We start from the raw sequence: 17,275 nt of genomic DNA, 5'->3' as shown, positions 1-17,275 counted from the left end.
GCTGGAAGCAGGGAGAACGGCACAGATCAGGGAGGGCGAGGACATTGGGTACCAGTCTCACACCGGAGTTCTGGGAGAGGTTCGCGGTGTTGCTCGTGCTGGCGTTGGGACTCACATGCGTCCTGGCCGCGTTCTTCGACGACCTCGTGGTCCGGCTGCAGAGCCGTCGGGCGCACCGGAGGCGTCCGGCGCACCAGCCGATCCGGCACCGGGCGGTCCGGAAGGACCACCGCACGGCGGTGCACTCCTGACGCGCGCGGCGGACAAGGTTCCGAGTGGGCCGGGGACATGGTCCCCGGCCCACTGCGGTCGACGCGCCGACGGCGCGGCGATCACGCCGGGCGGTCACCTCGCGGTGGAGCCGCACGTCTCCCTCGTCCCAGAGGGCCGATCGGGCCCCGTGCGAGGGACCTCGGGCCCCTCCTGCCACGTGCGCGTGCCTCGGAGACTGAGCGTGCATCCCCCAAGGAGGTCCGCACATGTCCGCCATCACCGTCGGTCTCGACGGCTCGCCCGAAAGCCTCGCCGCCGCAGACTGGGCCGCTCGCGAGGCGGCACAACGCAACGTGCCCCTGTGCCTCGTACATGCCGATGACCCACCGCGCCCCATGTACGTCCCGTACGCGGGATTTCCGGCACTGGACGTGCTCGACGTACAGCGCACATGGGCCGCCGACCTGTTGCGCGAGGCCGAGACCCGGCTCGCCGGGCGCCACCCCGGGCTCCGGATCACGAGCCGGCAGGTCCAGGAGCAGGCCGTCCCCGCCCTGTTGACAGCCGCCGAGGACGGGGAACTGCTGGTCCTCGGGTCCCGGGGCCTCGGCATCGTGCCCGGATTCATCGTCGGCTCGGTCGCTCTCGCCCTCGTGGCGCGCGCCGAGCGGCCCGTCGTCCTCGTACGGGCCGGTGAGCGCGCCGAGGACGAGCATCTGCCGGACGCCGCGGGCGCCGGGTCGATCACCACCCCCTACCGCGACATCGTCCTGGGCCTGGACGTCGAGAATCCGAACGACGCCGTCATCGAGTTCGCGTTCGAGACCGCCCGTCGCCGAGTGGCCCGTCTGCGGGTGGTCCACGGCTGGACGCAGGCGGCCTCCTACGGCTATGGCGCCGCCCTGGACGCGGGGCTGAACCTCGAACTAGCGGAGGAGATACGGCAGGGGCTGGGCGATGTCCTGCGGCCCTGGCAGGACAAGTTCCCTGGCGTGGAGGTCAGCGCACAGGCCGTGGTCGGCGGCGCCGGCCGCCACCTCGTACACGCGTCACGGGACGCCGCGCTGGTCGTCGTGGGACGAAAGCGGCGCCAGGCCTCGGTCGGCGGCCACATCGGCCCGGTGACCCATGCGGTGCTGCAACACGCCTCCGCGCCGGTCGCGGTGGTGCCGCACGACTGACCGGGGCCGACGCCGGAACGGCGGCGGAGGCGAGGGCCGTCCGGGTCCAGCAGGGGCCCGGGCGGCCCACGCGTTGCGTGCCGGCATCGCGGGACGCTGGAAGCGACCAGGAAGGAGAGGAGGCAGAGCATGAACAGCGTGATGGAGCGCCTGCCCGGTTTCCCGGCACTGCCCGAGCTGTTCGGCTGGGTCGAGGGAGGGATCCCCGGGACGCATTTGCCTGCGGGACTCCACGGCATCCGCATCGAGGAACACCTGAAGGACGGGATCTACGTCCTCCGCGCCGAACTCCCCGGCATCGACCCCGACAAGGACGTCGAGATCACGGTGGAGGAGAACGTGCTGACCCTGCGCGCCGAACGCAGCGAGGAGAAGACGGAGAAGCACCGCACCGAGTTCCGTTACGGCACCTTCGCCCGTTCGGTCCGTCTGCCCTCCGGTGCGAAGGGCGACGAGGCGACCGCGCAGTACAAGGACGGTGTGCTGACCATCACGGTCCCGGTCCCGGAGGAGAAGGCGGGAACCAGGACCATCCCGGTGCGGCGCGGCTGAGACAGGGCACGCCGTAGTCGCACCAGGTGTGCGCGGCCGGTCGCTCGCCGGCCGCGCACACTGTCGAAACGGGGTGCTGCCGCTCCCTTAGGATCACGTGCGTCGGGCGGGAGCATGGATTTACTTGCCCTGTCTGGCAAGGGTCCTTGCCAGACCGGATGGTCTGTGGCGCCGGAGCCCGGGAGCGCGCAGGCTGGTTTCATCAGCACAGGAAGGGCAGCCGGTGGGATGACTCCGGCCATGAACGCGGCTCGTGACCGGTGCACCGCGGACGGCTCGTGCCTCTCGCCCGTGAGGTCTCCTTCGCGGCTGCCCGGCCGTTGTCGAGACACGCGGAGGCCTGACATGACCACCCGGCATCATGAGGCGAGGACCATGCACGGCAGCCCGCACCAGGTCGGTGACGTGATGACACGCGCCGTCGTAGCCGTGGGTCGAGAGACCCTGTTCAAGGACATCGTCGAGCGCATGGAGCAGTTCAAGGTCAGCGCAATGCCCGTACTGGAGGGCGACGGGCGGGTGATCGGGGTGGTCTCCGAGGCCGACCTGCTGCCCAAGGAGGAATTCCGGGACAGTGATCCGGACCGGTTCACCCAGCTGCGCCGGCTGCCCGACCTGGCCAAGGCCGGGGCGGTACGCGCCGAGGAGCTGATGAGCACACCGGCGGTCACCGTTCACAGCGACGCCGCGCTGGCCGAGGCGGCACGGATCATGGCTCTGCGGCACGTCAAACGGCTCCCCGTGGTGAATGCCGAGGGCGCGCTCGAAGGCGTGGTCAGCCGTGGCGACCTGCTGAAGGTCTTTCTGCGCCCGGACAACGATCTCGCCGACGAGATCCGCCGCGACGTCGTCGACGTCCTCTTCCCGGCCCCGATCGAGCCCGTACATGTCGTGGTCACCGAGGGCGTCGTGACCCTGACCGGACGTGTCGGCGATGCCGCCCGGATTCCGCTGGCCGCACGTCTGGTCCGGGGCGTCGAAGGCGTGATCGGCGTCAACTGTCGGCTCACCGCCCCCGACGCCGCGTGAACCCCCATCCGGCGACGGACTCGCTGGGAGCCGGGGTCAGGCGGGGGCCGCGCGCTGTGGGTCGGGCACGTCCGGACGGCGGTGCGGGCCCGACAGTTCGTAGCACACGTCCACCACGCCGGGCACGGCCCGCGCGAGGAGGACGGCGAGCGGGACCAGAGCGGTTTCCCGGACCCGCCCGGTAAAGATCACGGCGCCGTCGCGCACCTCGACCCGCACCCCGTCGGAGTGTGTGCCGAAGAGCCGTACAACGACTTCGCGCCTGACTTCCTCGGCGATGTCCGCGTCGTCCCGCAGGAAGACCTTCAGCAGGTCCGATCGGCTGACGACGCCCTTCAGGGTTCCGTCGCGGCCGACGACCGGCAGCCGTTTGACCCTGGTGCGGGCCATGACGCGCGCCGCGTGGGCGAGAGTGTGGTGCGGTCCCACGGTCACGGCGGGCGTGGTCATGAGCTCGCCGGCGGTCACCGCTTCCGCCTTGCGGACCTCGGTGGGATCCCGTACCTGTCCGTAGTGGCCCGGGTCGCCTTCGCTGTACTCCTCCTTGGGGAGCAGATCCGCTTCGGAGACCACGCCCACGACACGTCCGTCGTCGTCAAGGACGGGGAGGGCGCTGATCCGCCACTCGCGCATCGTTTTCACGATGTCCTTGAAGGCCGCCCCGGTGCGCAAGGCGACGACCCGGTGAGTCATCACGTCGTCGACGACGATGGGAGTGCCGTTCATGGCGTCCTCCAGGAGCTGTGTGCCGTTCCGCGACACCTTCAGGCTGCGCCGCGAGCTGCCCCTGGGCATGGGCCGAGCGGCCCGTATTGGAGCCCCTTCGGCCCGGACGGTTGGCCGACGCAGCCCGACCGGCCCAGGCCAGGCCCGCGAGGGCCGACGCCTGTGGGACGGCCGTCAGCGCGACCTGTGTGCTGCCGGCAAGGGCCGCAGACGTCATCTCGACACCGGCGGCCATGGGGAGGTTCACGGGCTCACCGAAGGCGTACCACCGGTGGGCCCGTGGCTTGCCCTCCGCTGCGTGGCAGGTCAGCCGTGTGCGACAACTGCGACGGGGACCGCGATGTGGTGCAGGGCGGCATGGGTGACATGGCCGATGTGCGTACCGAACGATCCGGTACGAATACGTCGGCCGACCACCACCAGCGACGCGTCACGGGCGTCGTCGACCACGACCTGCGACGCGCTGCCGCACCGGCTCGCCTCGATCACCTCGACGTCCGGGAACTTCTGCCGCCAGGGACGCAGAGACTTGCTCAGGAGAGCGGCCTGTCCGCGCTCAAGCGAGTCGTGGAGCTCGGCCGCACCGCGGCGGCCGCGGGAGGCCGGCGGCTCGGGCCAGGCATGGACGACCCGTAGGGCGGCCTTCCGGCGCGCGGCCGCGTCGAAGGCGAACTCCAACAGGGTGTCGTCCGCGTGATCGATGTCGAGGCCGAGTACCACCGGCCGGAACGGCGCCTCGGCGGACGGCACGCCGGCCTGGGCCGTCCGGTGTTCGTCGGCGGCCTGCTCTGCCGCGCGAACCAGTACCACCGGGCGTTCGGCGCGCGCCACGACGGCCAGACTCACCGAGCCGACCACGAACCCGCCCAACCCACCGAGTCCCTGGGAGCCGAGCACCAGTAGCTCGGCGAAGCCCGCCGCCTCGTTCAGGACGTCGGCCACGGTCCCCGTCGGTTGCTCGGTGATCACCGTGATGCCCGGGTGACGAAGCCGGATGCCCTCTGCGGACTCGTGCGCCAGTCGCTCGACCCACTGCTGATAGGCCTCGGGGTCGAACAACAGGGGTTGGGCGACAAACCGGGGTGCCGGCTCCCGGACACACACGATCTTCAGCGGCAGTGCCCGAAGCAGCGCCTCCCGCGCCGCCCACTCGGCTGCCGCCCGGCTCTCCGGCGACCCGTCGAGACCTACGGTGACGGTAGCGGACATGGTCTCCACCTCCCGAGGCAGGGCTGAGACAACCAGCGTGACGCCGAGACGGTGGCCGGGGTCAAGGGCCACAGGACCCCAGTGCGGCGCGAGCGGCCCATGCGGCACGGAAGCCGAACGGCCGGTGGGACAGCCAGGCAGCCCCTGGCTCGTTCTGTCCGTCCGGCGCACCCTGGAAAGAGCCCGATATGTCCCCCGAGTCCGACGGAGTCACCATGTCCGGCACCCCACACCACGTCAGCGATGTCATGACCCGCACGGTCGCTGCCGTCGGCCGCCGCGCCCCCTTCAAGGAGATCGTGCGACTCATGCGGGACCGGCAGGTCAGCGCCCTGCCGGTGATCGAGGGTGCGGGCCGGGTGGTCGGCGTGGTGTCCGAGGCCGACCTGCTGGCCAACGAGGAACTCCGGGACGACCCCGACGCGGCCTACCTCCAGCTGCGCCAGCCGGTCGACGTGGCGAAGGCGGACGCCCTCACCGCGGGAGACCTCATGTCGCTCCCTGCCATCACGGTCAGGCCCGACGCCACCCTCTCCGAGGCCGCGGGCACCATGGCGCGAGAAGGCGTCAAGAGGCTGCCCGTGGTGGACGAAGCCGGTCTGCTCACGGGGATCGTCAGCCGCGGCGATCTGCTCAAGGTCTTCCTGCGGGGCGACGCGGAGATCGCCGACGAGGTGCGGCGCGAAATCGGGTCGTACCTTGCCCCGTCGCCGGCCGTCCGGGTGGAGGTGAGCGACGGTGTCGTTACGCTCGCGGGCCGCATCCATGACACGGCCCTGGTCCCCGTGGCAGCGCGTCTGGTCAGGACCGTCGAAGGGGTGGTGGACGTGGAGTTCGACATCCCGCGCGAGGGCACGGCACCGTAGGGGCGGCAATTCCGTCGGCGTCCATGTCCAAGGACAAGGGCTGCCCCCTGTTCCCCTTCGCTGCACGGGCTACCGGTGGTGCATGGTCTCCAGGGCCGCGGCCAGGACATGCGGATCGTGGTGGCCCTTGTAGACCGCCGGCGGCCGCGTGTCGAGGTGCAGCAGCTGGGACACGGCCGTCCAGGCCGTTCGTACCGAGTACTCGACGGTGAAGACGACATCGTCGGGAACCTCGGCGAACTGCCCGATGAAGGCGAGGTTCACCGACCCCTCCGGTACCACCTGCGGCCGGTCGTCTCGGCGGCGGGCCAGGAACTGGCTGGTGATGTAGGGCATCACACAGGGGATGACGACGGAGGTCTCCAGGACGCGGGCGCTGGTGCGGTCGTCGAAGTGCAGGTGGTGCAGGACCTCTTCGAGGATCTCCCGGCCGGAGCACATGGTCATCGGCTTGGGCGTGTGGTTGCCGGCCCGGGCGGGGAAGAGGCCGTAGCCCCACCAGACGGAGACGTCGTCCGGCTGGTCGCGGTAGACGGGCTGGCGGTTGGCGACGATGGTGAGCAGCCAGTTGGATTCGGTGAATGTCATCAGGCCGCCCCGGCCGGTATCCCGGCCGCTGAACGCGGCCAGCGCGTCGAGGAAGGCGGGGTCCTTGGCGGTGACCGTGAACGACTCCCAGCGGGATTCCTTCACATGCTTGTCGAAGGCGTCGGGGTTCCCGAAGTTCTCGTGTCCCCGGGCCAGCCGGTGCCAGAGCAGCCAGGCGTCCGAGCGGGAGGCGGGCGGAGGCGGGGGTGAGGTGTGCGTGCCCCTGCTGGAGGCGTCGGTCATGGAGCCGTTGGTCACCAGGACCAGGTCCTCGGGGGCGACGGCGATCCTGTCCTCGCGGCCGGCCCGGATCATCCTGATGGCCTCCACGCTGGCGTTGCCGATTCCGGGGGCGAAGTCGAGATCGGTGACCTTGCACCCGGGGTGGATGGTCACGCCCTGCCTGCGCAGCCAGTCGGCCAGGGGCCGCACGATGGAGTCGTACTGGTTGTAGCGGGTGCGGTGGATGCCGGACATGGAGGCGAACTCGGGGAAGAGGTGGACGAAGCGCCGGAGGTAGCGGCGGAACTCGATCGCGCTGTGCCAGGGCTGGAAGGCGAACGTGGTGCACCACATGAACCAGAAGTTCGTGGTGAAGAAGTGATCGCCGAAACAGTCCGTGATCCGCTTGTCGTCCAGGTGCCCTTCGGGGGCCGCCAGGCACCGGACCAGGTCCAGCCGGTCGCGCTCGGAGAACCCCATCGAGCGGGTGTCGACGATCTTTCCGTCCCCGTCGACCAGCCGGGCGATGTCGTCCCAGGCGAACTCCTCGTGCCCGGCCAGGATCTCCTCGGTCACCGACACCGAAGGGTCGTCCAACGAGGGGATGCCGGACAGCAGGTCGTACGTGCAGCGGAACTCGGCCTCGAACATCCGGCCGCCACGCATGGTGTAGCCGGCCTCCGCCGTGCCGCCCGCGTCCAGGCTGCCCCCGATGCCCAGCTGCTCCTCGAAGAGATGGATGTCCGCACCGTCGAACCCGCCGTCGCGGATCAGGAAAGCCGCCGCGGCCAGTGACGCGATTCCGCTGCCCACCAGATATGCCTTCGCCATGACACCACTCCTCGTCGCTTGCGTCCGTCGATGGGAACCAGCACCTCCCAGGCTTCCCTGGCGGGGGCGACGCCGTCATGGGGCCGTTGGTCACCGGCCGGGTCCGGGCGGCCCTCCAGCGCGGTTGTCGATCCAGCAGTTGGTCGAGCGTCTCCGATCAGAGCGAGGACGGCGACGCGCGGACGCAGCGTGGGTCCCAGTCAGGGCCGGTCGGCCCCCCACCTCGCCCCGGACAGCCCATGGGACCCGGCCCCGCCACGCCTGATGCTCGCAGTGCCAACCGGTTTTGGAGGAGAGCGATGACGGACGACCTGCTTGTGCGACCCCCGGCCCACGCGTTGCTCGCGGACGGGACCACCGTGTGCATCCGGCCCGTGACGTCCGGCGATCACGGGCGGCTGAGGGACTTCTACGACGCGATGTCCCCGGAGAACCTCCGGATGAGGTTCTTCGGGGCGAGCCGGCGCTCCGCCGTCATGGCGGCCGACCGCGCCTGTGGCCCGGCCCGCCCGGGTTACCGGGCTCTGCTGGCCGAGGCACAGGGCCGCGTGCTGGGCCTGGCCGAGTACGAGACGGTCGGGAAGCAGCACACCGCGGAGATCTCCGTCGCGGTTGCCGACGGGGTGCACCACCGGGGTGTGGGGACCCTGCTCGTCGAGCACCTGGTCTCCGCCGCCCGCGCGGACGGCATCACCGTCTTCGCGGCCGACGCGCTGAGCGAGAACCGCGAGATACTGCGGCTCTTCGCCGACCTCGGCCTGCGGACCGCCCGTCACTTCGAGGGCCCCGAGATGCGCTGCACCATCCAACTGGACGAGGACGACTCCTACCTCTCGGCCGTGGAGGAGCGGGGCCGGGCGGCCGATGTGGCCAGCCTCCGGCCGCTGTTGTGCCCGGAGTCGGTGGCTGTTGTCGGCGCCGGCCGCAAGGCGGGCTCGGTGGGCCGGGCGATCCTGCATCATCTGCACTCCGGCGGCTACACCCGGCGCCTGTTCGCCGTGAACCCCGCCGCGGACTCGATCCTCGGCGTGCCGTCGTACCCCTCGGTGGCGGCCCTGCCCGTCACCCCGGACCTGGTCGTCGTCGTCGTACCTGCCGCCGCCGTCCCGGAGGCCGCCGAGAAGTGCGGCAGGGCGGGCGTACGCGCCCTCCTTGTCGTCACCGCGGGCCTTGACGCCGCGCAGGCACAGGCGCTGCTGGCCGCATGCCGTACCCACGGCATGCGTCTGGTCGGCCCCAACTGCCTCGGTATCTCCCACACGGACCCGGCGCTCCGCCTGGACGCCACCTTCGCCGCCGACCACCCCCGCCCAGGCACCGCGGGCGTCGCCGTGCAGTCCGGGGGCGTGGGCATCGCCCTGCTCGACGGGCTGTCCAGGCTCGGTATCGGCGTCTCCTCGTTCGTCTCGCTCGGCGACAAGTTCGACGTCAGCGGCAACGACATGCTCCAGTGGTGGGAGAGTGACGGCCGCACCGAACTGGCCCTGCTGCACCTGGAGTCGTTCGGGAACCCACGGGCCTTCTCCCGTACCGCCCGGCGGGTGAGCCGCCGTATGCCGGTGCTCACCGTGGACGCCGGACGCACCGACGCGGGCCGACGGGCGGCCGCCTCGCACACCGCGGCAGCCGCCACCCAGACCATGACCCGCGGTGCGCTGTTCACCCAGGCAGGCATCACCGCGACCCGCTCGGTCAGCGAACTCCTCGAAGCGGCGGCGCTGTTGCACTCCCAGCCACTGCCGACAGGCGGTCGCGTCGTGATCGTGACCAATGCCGGCGGTGCCGGAGTACTCGCCGCCGATGCCTGTGCCGAGGCCGGGCTGAGCCTGCCGACGCCGACCCCGCAGCTGATCGACGACCTGCTCGCCGTACTCCCCGAGGGCGCCGCCGTCGGGAACCCCGTCGACGCCACCGCCGCCGTGAGCGAGGCACAGCTCACGGACTGCGTCGACCGGCTCATGCGGTACGACGGCGTCGACGCGATCGTCGTCGCTCTGGTCCCGACCGCCGTCGCCACCGCCACCGGAGACGACCTGGTACGGGCCCTCACCTCGGCGCCCGGCCGGCGTGCGAAGCCGGTCCTCGCTGTCCGCCTGGAACAGGATCTGCCGGTCAGGCTGTTGCCCGCCGCGGACGACGGCACCGTCCCGGCCTACGCCGAACCGCAGGCGGCGGCAAGGGCGTTGGCCCACGCGGCCGACCGTGCGGCCTGGCTGGCCCGGCCTGCCGGAACCGTGCCGGAACTCGACGGCATCGACACCGACCGGGCCCACGCCATCGCCGACACCTACCTGGCCGCGCACCCGGACGGCGGCTGGCTCGACCCGCGCGCCTGCGCCGACCTGCTCGCCTGCTACGGCATCCCGCAGATCCCGTGGGCCTGGGCCGAGACCGAGGACGAGGCCGTTCACGCCGCCGAGTGGCTGCGCGGCGCCGACGGCCGGGTCGTCCTCAAGGCCCACTGGCCGGGACTCGTCCACAAGAGCGAGGAGCACGCGGTCCGTCTCGACCTGCGCGGCGAGGCTCAAGTGCGTGACGCGTACCGGGACTTGGCGACCCGCTTCAGCGGCCTGATGACCGGCGTGGTCGTCCAGCCGCTCGCCGAGCGCGGCACCGAGCTCTTCGCCGGCGTGGTCCAGGACGAGGTCTTCGGCCCGCTGGTGCTGTTCGGGCTCGGCGGCACGGCCACCGAGGTGCTCGCCGACCACGCGGCCCGGCTCGCCCCGCTCACCGACCACGACGTGCACGACCTGATCACGTCCCCGCGCTGCGCGCCCCTGCTCCTCGGCACGCGCGGCAACGGGCCTGTCGACCTCGAAGCCCTGGAACAACTGCTGCTGCGGCTGTCCCGGATGGCCGCGGACCTGCCGCAGCTCGCCGAGGCCGACTTCAACCCGGTCCTGGCCGCGCCGGGCGGCACCACCGTGCTCGACGCACGGGTACGACTGCTGCCGCGCCGCCCCCAGGACCCCTACCTGCGCCGGCTCCGCTGAACCCGGGGAGGGAACCGATATGAGGCACAACAAGGTCGGCTCCGTGATGACCACGGACGTCGTCCATGCCGGGTACGACACACCGTTCAAGGAGGTGGCACGGCTCCTCGCCGACCATCGCATCAGCGGACTCCCGGTGATCGACGGCGACGACAAGGTCATCGGGGTCGTCTCCGAGACGGACCTGATGGTGCACCAGACCGCCACCCCCGGACCCTATGGGGTGAAGCGTCGCGCACCACTCGGGCAACTGACGCGCAGCGCCAGGAAGCAGGCGGCCAAGGCGCAGGCCCACACGGCCGGAGAACTGATGTCGGACCCGCCGGTCACCGTGCACGCCGACGACACGATCGTCGAGGCCGCCCGGACCATGGCCGCACACCGTGTGCAGCGGCTCCCCGTCCTCGACGAGGAGGACCGGCTGGTCGGCATCGTCACCCGGAGCGACCTGCTCCAGGTGTTCCTGCGCCCCGACGACGAGATCCGCGACGAAGTGATCAAGGAGGTCCTGATCCGCGCCCTGTGGCTGCCACCCCGCAGCGTCGACGTGGCCGTGGCGGAGGGCCTGGTCACGCTTACCGGCCACATGGAACACCGGACCGAGACAGAGATCGCCGTCTCCATGACCCGCCGGATCGACGGCGTGGTCGACGTCATCGACAAGCTCACCTACCGCCTGGACGACTCCCGAATCCGCGAGGAGCAGGCATTGCACGGCGCGGCCGACGACTGGCTGCGCGGACTGTGAGAGGAGGATCATCCCCATGACTGGCACCGTGTTGGTCACCTATGGCACCAGGAACGGATCCACGGCGCACATCGCCGAGTCGATCGCCGACACCTTGCGTGACAAAGGGCTGACCGTCGAGACGATGCGGGCCGCGTCCGTGCCCTTCGTGGACCGGTACGACGCGGTCGTGGTCGGCGGCGGGCTGTACGCCGGCCGCTGGCACAAGGACGCCCGGACGTTCGTCCGCCGTCACCGCAAGGATCTCGCCGAGCGGCCCGTGTGGTTCTTCAGCAGCGGTCCGCTCGACGCCTCCGCCTCCGAGCGGGTCATCCCGCCCGTGCGCGCGGTGCGCCGCGCGATGCAGGACCTGCACGCCCGGGGCCACGCCACCTTCGGCGGCTGCCTCGAAGAGGACGCGGACGGCTGGCTGGCCCGGAGGATCCTGCACTCCGGAAAGGGCGGCGACTTCCGGGACTTCGAGGCCGTCGAGGCGTGGGCGGCCGGGATCGCCGGGGAGCTGAAACACTGACGGTGCTCGACAGGTCGGGCGCACGACAGCAGCAGCGGGCCTCACCAGGACGTGCCGGTGAGGCCCGCTCATTTTACGGGGTGACGCGAGGTGAGTTCGCACGATCGCCGCCCGTTCCCCAGAATGGTGCTGTACCCGACTCCGGATTCCCGGCGGGCTCCCGACCGGGCACGACGTCTCCGTTGTGCCAGTCGCTCGCCCCGTGGAGAGCGGGCAGGTCGAGGTGAAGATCATGGTTCGAACCGTCACCGTAGGACTCGACGGATCGCCCGAGAGCCGGGCCGCCGCCGAGTGGGCGGCACGCGAGGCACAGCTGCGCGGACTGCCTCTGAACATCGTGCACGTCAGGGAGCCGGCTCCCGAGCCCCTGGCACAGGCTCCGCTGGTGGGGCCCGAGACACACCAGCGGTGGACCGAGCAGATGCCGCACGAGTTCGCGGAGGGCATCCGGCTGCGGCACCCCGGTGTCGACGTGCTCACGGAACAGCTGACAGGGACGGTCGCCGACGCACTGTGCGAGGCGGCCGCCCGCGCCGACCTGCTGGCGCTGGGCTCGCGGGGCTTCGGAGGCATCGGCGGGTTCATGGTCGGCTCGGTGAGCCTTGCCGTCGTAGCCCGCACGAGACGCCCCGTGGTCCTCGTACGCGCGGGGGAGCAGGCCGCCGACGAGCATGGGATGGATCCGGCGGGCGTCCCGTCCGCCGCCACGCCGTTCCGGCCCGTCGTGCTCGGCCTGGACACCAGGCACCCGGACGACACGCTGCTGGAGTTCGCCTTCGACGCCGCGGCGCGCCGCGAGGCACCTTTGCGGGCCGTCCACGCCTGGCCCGAGACGTCCATCTCCTACTACCGCTTCCCCGGCGACGCCGAACTCCACGACGAGCTGGAACGCCAGAATGCCGCCGCTCTGACCGAGGCACTGCGTCCTTGGCGGCAGAAGTTCCCGGGCGTTGAAGTGATCGAGGCGAGCCGGTGCGGGAGCGCCCCACAGGTCCTCGTCGGTGCCGCCCGCGATGCCTCGCTGGCCGTGGTCGGCCGTCGTATCCGCACCGGTTCGATCGGCGCCCACATCGGTCATGTCGCCCATGCGGCTCTGCATCATGTCGCCGCGCCCGTCGCTGTCGTGGCCCACAGCTGACCTCGTGTCGGCAGTGGACTGGCGGGGCGGCCCGGGTTTCGCCGGCGCAGACGCCCCGGGTGACGCCGTCGGACGCGACGCGGACGAGCGCGCCGAGCTGGGAGCGGCCCGGAAAGGGCGCGGTGCCGTACAGCCGGCTCACGCCGCGCACGGTCACCGACACCCTCCCGAGCCTCCGCAACGGGCGCGCCCTTCACGCGTTTCGCCATGGGTCAGCCGGTCTTGTGACCCCAGCGCGGTCCGACGGACGTCCACTCGCGGCTCCACATGGCCAGCCGCCGCTGCTCCAGTCGCCAGCGGGCGATCGCACCCGCCCCCACGACCACTCCGGCCAGTGCGGTGCCGGCCGCCGTCCCCAGGACGCCGGCCTCGACCGCGGCCGCCGTGGGGCTGGGCGGCCGGCTGGTCAGCCGGCCTTCGCGGTCCTCCCAGACCGTGACCGTGGAGCCGGCCCGGCTGCCGGTGTCCACGAGGGTCCGGCCGGTGTGCGTGGTGCCGTCGGGTGCGGTCCAGACCACCGTGGTGGTAGTCCGCTCGCCCGTCGTGCCGATCCCGCTGACGCTCTTCGGGACGTCGAAGAGGAGCACGGCCCGTACGGACTCCCGCTCCGTCCGCTGTTGCGCGAAGACGTCGTCCGCGGCCCGGGCGGTCACCAGTCCGGTGACGGTCCCGCCCACCGCGACGAGCGTCCATACGGCCAGGACGATCCAGGCCTCGATGATGTCGTCGCGTCGCCGCAACGGGTTGCTCCGCCACCGCCACAGCAGCTTCTTCATGTGCCTGGTCCTGCGCATCGGTGCGCACCTCCTCCTGGTCGTGATGACACTTCCGAAAGTGGCAGCCGACCGTGGGCCAGGGCATGGGCCGACCAGGGGCAGGCGCGGGGCCGTTCAGGCCAACTCCGCCGTCGGCAAGGGACGTTCAGCCCCTGTCGGGGACGGGCCGCGCGAACGCGGCGGAGGCCGGTCCCGGTGCGGCCTTGCCGGCAATGGCCTCGGGAACTCCCGGATACAGCTCGAAGACGCCGCTGAGGCCCGTACCGCGCAGCAGTCGTGGGAAATCGCCGCCGGGCGGTACGAGCCGCAGTCTGCCGATCCGTGAGCGGACCCGGTTGCGTGCCCGGCACAGGACGCCGAGGCCGGAGCAGTCGATGAAGGAGACGGGACTCAGGTCGAGCACCAGATCGGGCTCCGCACCGGCCGTCAGTGCGTCAAGCGCCGCGGAGAGGACCGGAACCGCCAGGAGGTCGAGTTCTCCGTGCAGGGTGACGACGGTGGTGCCGTCGTCGGTGAGCGCCGTGTGGTACGTCGCGGACCTGGTGTGGTTGTCGGTCATGGACTCAGACAAGTCGAGTCGGCGAGGTGTCCGGAAGGGCCGTTCGGTCCCCTCGGATCTCGGCGGTCGGGCCCGGACGGCCCGGGTTCCGGCGCCCCCGCCCACGGTGCCCGTGCGGCAGGCGGCTGGGGGCCGGACGGCCCAAGCGGACCCCGTCAGGAAGGGGCAGGCTGGATCTGCGGGGTGGAACCGGTGTTGTCAGGCGTCCCGGCACCCGCCGTCGGCGCCCGCCGGGTCTTCGGCCCCGCGCCGGACCAAGGAGGGTGAGCGACATCATGAAGGCCTTCGTCTTCCACGGCCCCGGGCAGTCCGCCTGGGAAGAGGTCCCGGACCCCGGCATCAAGGAACCCACCGACGCGATCGTGCGCGTGGACGCCGTGACGATCTGCGGGACGGACCTGCACATCCTCAAGGGCGATGTGCCCGAGGTGCAGCCCGGCACGGTGCTGGGCCATGAGGCCGTGGGCGAGATCGTCGAGGTCGGCGGTGACGTGCGGACCGTACGGCCCGGAGACCGCGTGCTGGTCTCGTGCATCACGTCCTGCGGGCGCTGCTCCTACTGCAGGGAGCGGATGTACGGCCAGTGCCGGGGCGGCGGGGGCTGGATCCTCGGCCACCTGATCGACGGCACCCAGGCCGAGTACGTGCGCGTCCCCTTCGCGGACCTGTCCGTCCACGCGCTGCCGGGCACGGTCGCCAGCAAGGACGCGGTGCTCCTCGCGGACATTTTCCCGACCTCCTACGAGGTGGGCGTCCTCAACGGCCGGGTGCGCCCCGGCGACACCGTCGCCATTGTCGGCGCGGGCCCCATCGGTCTCGCGGCGATCACCACCGCGCGGCTGTTCGGTCCTGAGCGGATCGTCGTGGTGGATCTGGCCCCCGCCCGGCTGGAGGCGGCCAAGCGGCTCGGGGCCGACGCCGTCGTCGACGCCCGGGAGGCGCCGGAACAACTGGTCGCGGACCTTACCGACGGGCTCGGCGCGGACGTCGTCATGGAGGCCGTGGGCGTGCCCGAGACCTTCGAGCTGTGCACCCGTCTGGTACGGCCCGGTGGTCACGTCGCCAACATCGGCGTCCACGGAAAGCCGGCCACGCTGCACCTCGAAGACCTGTGGATCAAGAACGTCACCATCACCACGGGTCTGGTGGACACCCACTCCACGCCCACCCTGCTGCGGATGACGGCGGCCGGCCGGCTGCCAACCGCCCAACTGGTGACCCACACCTTCCCGCTGGACCACATGGAGGAGGCGTACGACGTCTTCGCCCGGGCCGCCGACACCGGTGCCCTCAAGGTCGTGCTCGGCGGGGAGCAGCACGAGGTCGCGGTCCGCGCGGGCTGACGACGGGATCCGGGCGTCGTATCACGGGCCTGTTCGAGGCCGCCCGGAAAGGCGCCGTGGGTACGGACGGAGCGGCACCGCGGGGGATCGGTGCCGCTCCTGAGGCCAGTCTCTCGCGGGCTACGGACCCGTACAGGTGCCGATGGTCACGTGCGCGGGGCCGACCGGCCCTTACGCTCCCGGGGGCGCAACCGGTCCTACAGCCGGTCCGCGAGTCCACGTGCCGTTGCGCACTCCCCGCGCGCGAGCACGATGGCGCCGATGTCAGCTGCCCGTGTACAAGCCGACGGGATCGGGGAAGACCGGGGCCCGGAACAGGACCGTTCGGCCCAAGCCCCGCGCGGACGCGTGGCGGAGTCTGAGGGTGTCGGACCCTGACAGCCGAGCCCTGGAGGTCGCCATGACCGGCACTCCGCTCGTCGTGAGCGACGTGATGACCCACACCGTCCTCGCCCTGCACCACGGCGCCGCCTTCAAGGAGATCGTGACGGCCCTGCAGCAGTGGCAGGTGAGCGCGGCGCCCGTCCTGGACGACGACGGACGTGTGGTCGGCGTCGTCTCCGAAGCGGACCTGCTGCGCAAGGAGGAGACCTGCGACGGCGCTCCCGTCCGGTACGACGACAGCCCGCCGGACTCCCGCTCCGCCAAGGCAGGATCGGTCACCGTCGAGGAGCTGATGACCGTCCCGGCCGTCACCGTGCACCCCGGGGCCACGCTGCCCGAGGCGGCGCGGTCGATGGCACGGCACGGAGTCAAACGGCTTCCGGTGGTCGACGCGAACGGCCTGCTGAAGGGCGTCGTCAGCCGCTCGGACCTGCTGAAGGTGTTCCTGCGTGAGGACGAGGACATCGCCGAGGAAATCCGGCACACGATCGTCCCGCACCTTTTCGCCGACTCGGCCGGACCGATACGTGTGGCGGTCGACGGCGGCGTCGTGACCCTCACCGGCCGCGTCACGGACACCACGCTGATCCCGGTGGCCGTCGGGTGGGTACGGAGCGTCGACGGGGTGATCGCTGTGGACTGCGCACTCACCGGCCCGCGTCACCGCCCCGACCTCGACCCCGATCTCCCCGGCGACGAGCGCGTCTCTCCGGCCTGAGGGCGCAGGCGCCCGCATGTCCCGGATCCGGGAAGGAGGCGACGGATCATGGCACGGACCAGCCGAGCACACGTGACCACAAGACCGCTCTGGCGCTGGCGGCGCAATCCGCTGCGCCGGCACAGCGACGTCGTCGAAGCCTGGATCGTGCTCGCCGTCTGGACGGTTACCCTTCTCGGCGGACTGCTCGCCGGATGGGCCGCGGGTCAGGCCGTGGACCAGACGTTCGCCGAACGGCGCGCGGCCGCTCATACGGTGTCCGCCGAACTGACCGAGAACGCGGCCGAGGGCTCACCGGTCGTCGCCGGCTACGACGTGGGGAAGGTGTGGGTCACGGTGCGCTGGACGGCCGCCGACGGCTCCACGCACACCGGTCTTGCGAAGGCCGACCCCACGGCCACCACGGGCAGCCGGCTACAGGTCTGGGTGAACCACGATGAGCGGCTCGTCGGCCCGCCGCCGAGCCAGGCAGAGGCGACCTTCGAGACCGTCATGACCGCTGCCCTCGTGGCTCCGCTCGTCAGCACAGGGGTCTGGGGTGCCGGCTGGGTGATCCGTCGGCAGTTGATGCGACACCGCCTCGACGAGTGGGACGCGGAGTGGCGGCAGATCGGTCCCCAGTGGCGGAACTTCAGCGGGGGCAAGGGATGACCTCGGATACCGGACAGGAGAACCCGCGATACCGGGG

17 protein-coding genes are annotated in these 17,275 nt (G+C 71.5%); 12 read left to right on the top strand and 5 right to left on the bottom strand.

Annotated elements, in window-relative coordinates; all coding sequences use genetic code 11:
• The first annotated feature begins 44 nt into the window (after positions 1 to 44).
• The 4 genes from ACFZB3_RS37390 (at position 45) to ACFZB3_RS37375 (ending at position 2,975) form a co-directional block, all read left to right on the top strand.
• Positions 45 to 251, top strand: a complete 207-nt coding sequence (locus tag ACFZB3_RS37390; protein ID WP_391384153.1) for a hypothetical protein — start codon at positions 45 to 47, stop codon at positions 249 to 251.
• Between the two features lie 228 nt (positions 252 to 479).
• Positions 480 to 1,394, top strand: coding sequence for a universal stress protein (locus ACFZB3_RS37385; RefSeq protein ID WP_391384150.1), 915 nt, complete (start codon positions 480 to 482; stop codon positions 1,392 to 1,394).
• A gap of 129 nt (positions 1,395 to 1,523) precedes the next feature.
• Positions 1,524 to 1,946: an Hsp20 family protein gene (locus ACFZB3_RS37380; protein ID WP_391384146.1), complete on the top strand. Its 423-nt coding sequence runs from the start codon at positions 1,524 to 1,526 to the stop codon at positions 1,944 to 1,946.
• A gap of 375 nt (positions 1,947 to 2,321) precedes the next feature.
• A complete protein-coding gene (locus ACFZB3_RS37375; RefSeq protein WP_391384608.1) occupies positions 2,322 to 2,975 on the top strand; it encodes a CBS domain-containing protein in 654 nt (217 codons plus the stop codon).
• 36 nt (positions 2,976 to 3,011) lie between these two features.
• On the opposite strand, the gene ACFZB3_RS37370 is transcribed toward ACFZB3_RS37375, so the two are convergent.
• Entirely contained in the window at positions 3,012 to 3,701 is a 690-nt protein-coding gene (locus tag ACFZB3_RS37370; protein WP_391384143.1) for a CBS domain-containing protein, read from the bottom strand.
• A 306-nt stretch (positions 3,702 to 4,007) separates the two neighbouring features.
• A complete protein-coding gene (locus ACFZB3_RS37365; protein WP_391384140.1) occupies positions 4,008 to 4,910 on the bottom strand; it encodes a universal stress protein in 903 nt (300 codons plus the stop codon).
• 215 nt (positions 4,911 to 5,125) lie between these two features.
• Here ACFZB3_RS37365 and ACFZB3_RS37360 point away from each other — a divergent pair, with 215 nt between their 5' ends.
• Entirely contained in the window at positions 5,126 to 5,776 is a 651-nt protein-coding gene (locus ACFZB3_RS37360) for a CBS domain-containing protein (protein ID WP_391384138.1), read from the top strand.
• 69 nt (positions 5,777 to 5,845) lie between these two features.
• Here ACFZB3_RS37360 and ACFZB3_RS37355 read toward each other — a convergent pair whose 3' ends face one another.
• Entirely contained in the window at positions 5,846 to 7,417 is a 1,572-nt protein-coding gene (locus ACFZB3_RS37355) for an oleate hydratase (protein WP_391384136.1), read from the bottom strand.
• Between the two features lie 299 nt (positions 7,418 to 7,716).
• On the opposite strand from ACFZB3_RS37355, the gene ACFZB3_RS37350 reads away from it, so the two are divergent.
• The 4 genes from ACFZB3_RS37350 (at position 7,717) to ACFZB3_RS37335 (ending at position 12,807) form a co-directional block, all read left to right on the top strand.
• On the top strand, positions 7,717 to 10,410 hold the full coding sequence (locus tag ACFZB3_RS37350; protein WP_391384134.1) for a GNAT family N-acetyltransferase: 2,694 nt from the start codon (positions 7,717 to 7,719) through the stop codon (positions 10,408 to 10,410).
• Positions 10,411 to 10,429: 19 nt separating this feature from the next.
• The gene (locus ACFZB3_RS37345; RefSeq protein ID WP_391384132.1) at positions 10,430 to 11,158 is read left to right on the top strand and encodes a CBS domain-containing protein; all 729 of its coding nucleotides are present in this window, start codon (positions 10,430 to 10,432) and stop codon (positions 11,156 to 11,158) included.
• Between the two features lie 16 nt (positions 11,159 to 11,174).
• Entirely contained in the window at positions 11,175 to 11,669 is a 495-nt protein-coding gene (locus ACFZB3_RS37340; RefSeq protein WP_391384129.1) for a flavodoxin domain-containing protein, read from the top strand.
• Positions 11,670 to 11,901: 232 nt separating this feature from the next.
• Positions 11,902 to 12,807 carry a universal stress protein gene (locus ACFZB3_RS37335; protein ID WP_391384126.1) on the top strand — a complete coding sequence of 302 codons (906 nt, stop codon included), beginning with the start codon at positions 11,902 to 11,904 and terminating at the stop codon, positions 12,805 to 12,807.
• A 212-nt stretch (positions 12,808 to 13,019) separates the two neighbouring features.
• On the opposite strand, the gene ACFZB3_RS37330 is transcribed toward ACFZB3_RS37335, so the two are convergent.
• Both ACFZB3_RS37330 and ACFZB3_RS37325 read right to left on the bottom strand, forming a co-directional pair.
• Positions 13,020 to 13,601: a hypothetical protein gene (locus ACFZB3_RS37330; protein ID WP_391384121.1), complete on the bottom strand. Its 582-nt coding sequence runs from the start codon at positions 13,599 to 13,601 to the stop codon at positions 13,020 to 13,022.
• Between the two features lie 127 nt (positions 13,602 to 13,728).
• A complete protein-coding gene (locus ACFZB3_RS37325) occupies positions 13,729 to 14,142 on the bottom strand; it encodes an anti-sigma factor antagonist (RefSeq protein ID WP_391384118.1) in 414 nt (137 codons plus the stop codon).
• A gap of 275 nt (positions 14,143 to 14,417) precedes the next feature.
• Here ACFZB3_RS37325 and ACFZB3_RS37320 point away from each other — a divergent pair, with 275 nt between their 5' ends.
• From ACFZB3_RS37320 to ACFZB3_RS37310, 3 genes are all read left to right on the top strand, one after another.
• Complete coding sequence (locus tag ACFZB3_RS37320; protein ID WP_391384605.1) at positions 14,418 to 15,485, top strand: zinc-binding dehydrogenase; 1,068 nt, start codon at positions 14,418 to 14,420, stop codon at positions 15,483 to 15,485.
• Between the two features lie 400 nt (positions 15,486 to 15,885).
• Complete coding sequence (locus ACFZB3_RS37315) at positions 15,886 to 16,587, top strand: CBS domain-containing protein (protein ID WP_391384116.1); 702 nt, start codon at positions 15,886 to 15,888, stop codon at positions 16,585 to 16,587.
• A 48-nt stretch (positions 16,588 to 16,635) separates the two neighbouring features.
• Positions 16,636 to 17,238 (top strand): hypothetical protein, encoded by a 603-nt coding sequence (locus ACFZB3_RS37310; protein ID WP_391384112.1) that lies wholly within the window; start codon positions 16,636 to 16,638, stop codon positions 17,236 to 17,238.
• The last annotated feature ends 37 nt before the right edge of the window (positions 17,239 to 17,275 follow it).

It is taken from the genome of Streptomyces sp. NPDC008092, from assembly GCF_042957285.1.
In the GTDB taxonomy this organism is placed as follows: domain Bacteria; phylum Actinomycetota; class Actinomycetes; order Streptomycetales; family Streptomycetaceae; genus Streptomyces.
Note: the sequence above shows the minus strand (reverse complement) of the source record. Positions and strands in the feature narration are given on the sequence as shown.